This is a genomic window from Paracoccus sp. (in: a-proteobacteria) (assembly GCF_046462195.1).
Lineage (GTDB): Bacteria > Pseudomonadota > Alphaproteobacteria > Rhodobacterales > Rhodobacteraceae > Paracoccus.
This window is the reverse complement of record NZ_JBKGUN010000004.1, coordinates 1-6,569: the sequence shown is the minus strand read 5'-3', so window position 1 is coordinate 6,569 and position 6,569 is coordinate 1. Positions and strand designations below refer to the sequence as shown.

Here is a 6,569-nt window from a genome sequence, read left to right as displayed (position 1 = left end):
GAAGCTTCAAGAGCCCCCTTGCGCTTGGGGCGGTTACACATGTTGCAGAACGCGGCGTGTGGGATTCTGATAGGGAATGCAACATGGTTGCTTTCCTGAATGAACAGACCCACAACCTACAGGACAACGAACTGACCTTCTATTACGAAGCGCTGAAGCGCCGCGGCTCGCTGTTTGATTGGCTTTAATCTCGGGATTTCTAAAAAGCCTCCTCCACTGACAGACGCGGTCGGCAGCAGACTTGGAGTGGCACTGTCGTTCAGACATGGCTGACGACGCGTTCTGCATGATCGATGGAATCAGTGGCGCGAGATGGCTCACGGCGCAAGATCCACCTTGGAAGCGATGAACAGACGCTGGAGATACGGGCGGTCGAAGGTGAGCCTGCGAACGGAAGCCATATTGGGGATGCGCCGGTGCCGCCCGCCCTGCTGGGCCGGATCCCGCCCAACAGGCAACGGGCAGCACTACAGCCAACAGCGCTTGTATCTCGCGCCGAGGCCATGATGCCATTGCAGACCGCAGTGCCCATGCCGTCATCCCACCGCGCAAGAACGCAAAGTCTTGGAAGCCAGCCACGACGGGCCATCGCGCCTAGGGGCGCTGTGCGTTTGGCAAAACATCTTGGTCGCACGATCTAGAGAAACTGGACAGGATACCACCGACGGATCTGGGTCGAGACGATGCAATGCGTGAAAATGCCGAGCCAACGGTTCATGGATCGTGACTTTGGCCGGCAGGTGGCTGAGGTCTAGGTGCGCGTTGCCATCACGAACAGCTATAGCGCCGTCTGCATTCCCGTAACGCCTTCGGGGAAGACGTTTGGCTGCTGTTCCTAGTCTAGAGGATACCCGTGTTCCGATACTTGCTGGTTGAACAACTTGGCGACAGCGTTTTGTTACCGCCTTTCGAAATCCATAGCTTTCCTCTTCAGGATCAGTTGGCGGTAAATCCGACGCCATCATTATCTGCGGGTGCGGCAAGGAACCTCGGCGTCGGAGCCTCGCGGCCAGAGGCAGATTGTCGCCTCCGTCTCGATTGTGCCGGAGCGGCCTACTTAGATTAATTCCCTCTTCCTCCTGTTCAGGGGCGAGCGTTTTTTGATGGAGCAGATGCGGCCTGATCTGCTGTGCCCTTGATTGACGCGTCTCGGCACCGGCAATTCTATAGAGGGTTAGGGGCCTGCGGCACCCCGTCTGAGGACCAGTTTTCAACCTGCACCGGCCAAACCCCAAGCCGCAGGTCCACCGTCTTCTCCATAAACTGCAATTGGTTGCTGATGGCCAGCATGTCATTCAGGCGATAGCTTGATTTCGATGCATAGCGGGATGTCCCGCTTCTGCTGAAAAGCACTTTTCTAGCTGACGCGCTGCTTTTTGAGCCTTGGGATCAATAAAACCCCTCCGACTGAAATGCATGATCAGGTCACGCCCTCGTCATCCGCTCAGCTTGTCTGGAGTGACACCAATCTCCGCAGATGGACGGCTGGAATGGGACCGCCGGCGGAAAGGCCCTGAACGTTTGCCGAGACATTGAGCACGTCCGCCCCCGCTTCATCTGGCGACAACTAAAAGCCACCGCGCCCGAGCATTCCACTGTCCCGTTGCGTGAAGCGGAGGGGGCGGAAGGCATCCCAGTCGGGACCGCCTGGTCCGGAAGCCGCTTCCGTTGGCAAGCGCTGCAGCGGCCTGTCAGACTGGAAACGAGGCGAGCGCACCCCAAATCTGGTCAAGATTTTCTGCCGTGACGCAATAAGGCGGTAGGACATAGGCAGTATTGCCCAAAGGACGCAGAAGTACGCCCTGTTCCAACGCATGCGCCCGCAGCCGAGGACCAACTTCGGACAGATATCCCCCTGTGGGCGCCCTCAGATCGACCGCTGCGATTGTTCCGCATTGGCGAGGGTTCTCGAACCGCTCGTCTTCGACCAGAAGCGCCAGCCGCTCCTTTTGCATGGCCGCCAGTGTGTCAAGGCGTTTTTGCATCGGACTGGCCTGCCACAGCCGCACCTGCGCCAGTGCGGCTGCACAGGCGATCGGGTTTGCTGTATAGCTGCTGGAATGGTAGAACGTACGCCGACGATCCTCTGAATGATGAGCATCAAATATCCGCGCGGTGGCCAATGTCGCTGCCAACGGGATCACCCCTCCTGTCAGCCCCTTGGAAGTGCACAGGATGTCCGGAGAAATCCCTGCGTGATCACAGGCCCAAAGCTGCCCGGTCCGGCCCCACCCGGTCATCACCTCGTCGGCAATCATCAGCACGTCGTGCCGGTCGCAGATTGCCCGCAGATCGGCCAGCACCTGGGGCATATACATCCTCATGCCACCCGCTCCCAGAACCAGAGGCTCCAGAATCAGCGCCGCCATCTGGCCGGAGGCGACCATTGTCTCGAACGCGTGCAACGTGGCCGCACCGTCACCTTGCGGGAAGGGCAACCGATCGACTGCGAACATCAGAGGATCATAGGCCGCATTGAAGAGGCCGCGTTCGCCCACGCTCATCGTGCCGATCGTGTCGCCGTGGTAGCTGTCTTCGATCACGGCAATCCGGTGTCGTCCGTCGCCTTCATGCCGCCAATAGCCGAGTGCCATCTTCAATGCGACCTCGACGGCGGTCGAGCCGCTGTCGCTGAAAAACACATGATCCAGACCCTGTGGAGCCATTGCGACCAAGGCTTCGGCCAATTCCTCGGCCGGAGCATGCGTCAACCCCGCAAAGATCACCTGGTCCAGACAGCCGGCTGTTTCGCGGATCGCATGAACGATTTCGGGTTGGTTGTGGCCGTGGGTCACAACCCACCAGCTGCTGATGGCGTCAAGCAGCAGCCCTCGATCCGTGTGAATATGGGCTCCTTCGCTGCGAACTGCGCGTGGGGGCGCAGGTTCCGTGGCGTGCTGAAAGAACGGGTGCCAGACCGCACTCATGCAAAGTCCTCCGCCCGAAAATGTTTCGCCATCGCTTGGGCAAGACTGGCTCGGCACAGCTGGGGCAGTATGGGCAGCCGACCCAGCACCTTCACGCGGCCGATCTGTCCGATGGTTGCCATGTTGTCGTCGTTGGCATGGCCGGTGAAGGCGACGCCGTGTATGGGAACGCCCCGCGCACGCAGGCTTTCCAAGGCTGTCAGACTGTGGCTGATCGTGCCAAGCCCCGTTTGCGCCACCAGCACCACCGGCACCTGCCAAAGCGCGAAAAGGTCGGCAAAAAGAACCTGCCGTGTAACCGGCACGAGAACGCCACCGGCCCCTTCGATCACCAACCTGTCGGCTGCCGGAAAGGTCAGGTTGTCCGGATCAATGGTCACCTGCTCCAGTTCCGCCGCCCGATGCGGCGACAACGGTTCCCGCAACATCCAGGCTTCAGGATAACTGCGCGCACCCGAAAGACGCTCGACCTCCGCCCGGTCGCTGCCGGACTGGGTGACTTTGTTGCCGGCGGAGGCGTTCCTGCCGCTGCCGACGGCGTCATTCACGACATTGCCAGCCAACCCCGACTGCAGGGGTTTCCAATAGTCCGCGCCGATCAGATGGCACAGTCCAGCCGCAAAGACTGTCTTGCCGACATCCGTTCCGGTTCCTGTAATCACGAAGCTGGCCATAGTTCCTCCAGAACTTGGGCCAGCCTGATGATATCGTCACGGCCCACGTTCAGCGTCAGGGAAACCCGCAACCGTGACGTGCCCTCGGGGACGGTCGGTGGTCGGATCCCCCGCACATCGAACCCGCGCGCCTGTACCTTGGCCGCAAGTTGCATTGTTCCGGCATTCGGACCGACGATCAGCGGCACGATCTGGCTGCCGGAAACCGACACTTGCGGCAGTCGCCGCGCCATCTCGGCCCCAAAGGTCGCCACATGCGAGGCCAGTTCTTCGCGTCGCCACGGCTCATCGCGCAGGATCGCCAGCGCCTCCTGCCCCGCGACCGCCAGCATGGGCGAGGGTGCCGTTGCAAAGATAAAAGGGCGGCACCGGTTGATCATGAAATCGATCAAGCAGCGGGCCCCGCAGACCAGCGCGCCCGCGCCCCCCAAGGCCTTGCCGAAGGTGTGCAGCGTCAGCACGTTCTCTCGCCCTTCGAGGTGATGCGCCAGCCCCCGCCCCTGAGGCCCATAAATGCCGGTGGCATGGGCTTCATCGATCAGCAGGAAGCCTTCCTCGTCGGCCAGCGCCATCAGAGCATCCAGAGGCGCCATGTCCCCGTCCATGCTGTAGAGGCTTTCGACGGCAATCCAGACAGCGCCCGTCCCGCCGCCGCGCCGCCAAGCCGCAATCACGTCCTCTGCATGGCCGATATCACCGTGCCGGAAGGTCGCCACTTCGGCACGTCCGGCACGCGCGCCTTCGTGCGTGCTGGCATGGGACAAGGCATCCATCAGCAGCAGGTCACCACGCTGCGGCAGCGTCGTGATTATGGCAAAATTGGCAACATACCCGCCACCAAAGCCCAAGGCGGCCTCTGCCCCAAAAAAGCGGGCGGCCGTTTCCTCGAAAGCCACCTGCCTGTCGGTGTTTCCGCGCAACAGCCGCGAGCCTGCGGCACCCACCGGGACGCCGTTCTCCAGTGCTGCCGTCACTGCCCTGCGCAGCCGGTCCGATTGCGCCAAGCCCAAGTAATCATTCGACGCGAAATCGGCCCCCTTGCGCGGTGCAAGGCTTCGCAGCCGCGCATCCGTTGCCAGCTCAGTCAGATTGCGCCGGTAAACTGCCAATCGGTCCATCCGCGCCTGCCTCTTCTTCAGGGTCCACAAAGACTGGGGCAGGGGCCCAAGGTCATCAACGCAGAACGGGGATTGCCGGATCGGCCGTCAGCAGGGCCGCGCGACGCGCATCTGCCTCCGTATCCTGCGGCGCATGTTCATGCGCAACCATCGGCTGCAGGCCAAGCCTCGCGAACAGGCGCATGTCGCTTTCCTCTTCGGGATTGTCCTTGGTCAGCAATGTGTCGCCGACAAAGATCGAGTTCGCCCCCGCGAAGAAGCACATTGCCTGCATCTCGTCCGACATCGCGGTGCGGCCGGCGGACAGGCGAACGTGGCTGCGCGGCATCATGATGCGTGCTGTCGCGATGGTGCGCACGAAATCGATCGGATCAACGGGGGCGGCATCGGCCAGCGGCGTCCCCTCGACTGGGATCAGCATGTTGATCGGCACGCTGTCAGGAGCTTCGGGAAGATTTGCAAGCGTCACCAGCATGTCCACACGGTCCTGCATCCCTTCACCCAAGCCCAGGATCCCTCCCGAGCACACCTTGATGCCGCTCTGACGGACATTCTCCAAGGTTTCGAGGCGATCGGCGAAACTGCGTGTCGTGATGACATTGCCGTAGTGCGCCTCCGACGTGTCGATATTGTGGTTGTAGTAGTCCAGCCCAGCTTCCGCCAACTGGCGCGACTGATCGGCATCAAGCATCCCGAGGGTCATGCAGGTTTCCATGCCAAGCGCCTTGACGCCCTCGATCATGGCGACGATCTGCGGCATGTCGCGTTCCTTGGGACTGCGCCATGCAGCGCCCATGCAATATCGTGTGGCACCCGCCTCCCGCGCCCGCCGCGCCTCGGCCAGTACGCGTTCGACCTCCAGAAGCTTCGATGCCGACAACCCCGACGCATGCCGCGCAGACTGGCTGCAATAGGAGCAGTCTTCCGGGCAGCCACCTGTCTTGATGGACAACAGACGGCTCATCTGCACGCGGTTGGGGTCAAAGTGCTGGCGGTGCACCGACTGCGCCTGGAACAGCAGGTCCATCAGCGGTTGGTCATACAAGCGCCGCGCTTCAGCAGCCGTCCAGATCTTGCGATTCTGATTGCGACCTGTGATTGGATTGTTGTGCAGCATGGCTTCCCCCGGTGCCTTTATGCTGTCCCTATCATTCCTGCCTAGCGCAGTTCAATCATCGTTGGGCCAAGCTGAGCAAAGACAGCGGTAAGAACGGAATGTCGAACTAGAAGTCCAGTTCCATGGTCTGAGGGCCAAGTTTGCCGTGGCATTTAAGAAGCGCTTCTGCGCGATATTCTTAAGGCTGACTGTCATGCTCCAATTTCTCCGGCAGCAGGCGACCCTTCGTTTTTGGCAAGACTTAAATGGAGTCAGAGCGGAACTGTTTGTCTCGCCTTCGACGCCAAACAGGATGTGATTAAAGATAATCATTTGGCTTGCGGCTCGTCGTCATGAGGATCAACAGACTGTTTGCAGAACTTGATGATCAGCGCGCGGCTGGCATATTCGATGCCATCTGATCAGCACGGGCTTCAGGTTTCTCATTGGATTCTCGGCGGCAGACGTGCCGGGGCGTTTCCAGTTCCTCAAAAGGGACGAGGCTGGAATCTGGAACGAGATGCAGGATCCCGTGTTCCCGATCAAGCATATGATGTGGCCAAGGGGGCAATGGTCTAGGCGCTACCCAATACACAATATGTGCAGGGTAACGGAAAGTCTGGTCCAAATGCTGGCCCGCGTTCAGCGGGTCTCAAAACACCGTGCCCGCTTGGGACGCGGATCAAAGGGCATTGTTGCGGAACGCGGCGTTGGAGCAGGGCCTGCCCTTCCCCATCAAGCTCGGGCCGCACGT

General features: G+C 60.7%; 5 protein-coding genes and 1 pseudogene. 2 read left to right on the top strand and 4 right to left on the bottom strand.

The features are described 5' to 3' along the window. A partial coding sequence (locus ACLHHB_RS00225) for a hypothetical protein (RefSeq protein WP_410216261.1) occupies positions 1–188 on the top strand: 188 nt, incomplete at its 5' end. Between the two features lie 135 nt (positions 189–323). Further along, positions 324–752: pseudogene (locus ACLHHB_RS00220) on the top strand (IS5/IS1182 family transposase); the annotation flags it as partial. Between the two features lie 939 nt (positions 753–1,691). Here the strand turns inward: ACLHHB_RS00220 and ACLHHB_RS00215 are convergent. From ACLHHB_RS00215 to bioB, 4 genes are read right to left on the bottom strand one after another with little or no spacing between them, the layout of a single operon-like run. Continuing rightward, a complete protein-coding gene (locus ACLHHB_RS00215; RefSeq protein WP_410216260.1) occupies positions 1,692–2,927 on the bottom strand; it encodes an adenosylmethionine--8-amino-7-oxononanoate transaminase in 1,236 nt (411 codons plus the stop codon). Further along, complete coding sequence (gene bioD / locus ACLHHB_RS00210; protein ID WP_410216259.1) at positions 2,924–3,601, bottom strand: dethiobiotin synthase; 678 nt, start codon at positions 3,599–3,601, stop codon at positions 2,924–2,926. The genes ACLHHB_RS00215 and bioD overlap by 4 nt, the downstream gene beginning before the upstream one ends. Further along, entirely contained in the window at positions 3,586–4,719 is a 1,134-nt protein-coding gene (locus ACLHHB_RS00205) for an 8-amino-7-oxononanoate synthase (protein WP_410216258.1), read from the bottom strand. The genes bioD and ACLHHB_RS00205 overlap by 16 nt, the downstream gene beginning before the upstream one ends. A 55-nt stretch (positions 4,720–4,774) precedes the next feature. Next, positions 4,775–5,836 (bottom strand): biotin synthase BioB, encoded by a 1,062-nt coding sequence (bioB, locus tag ACLHHB_RS00200; RefSeq protein WP_410216257.1) that lies wholly within the window; start codon positions 5,834–5,836, stop codon positions 4,775–4,777. Positions 5,837–6,569: the final 733 nt, after the last annotated feature.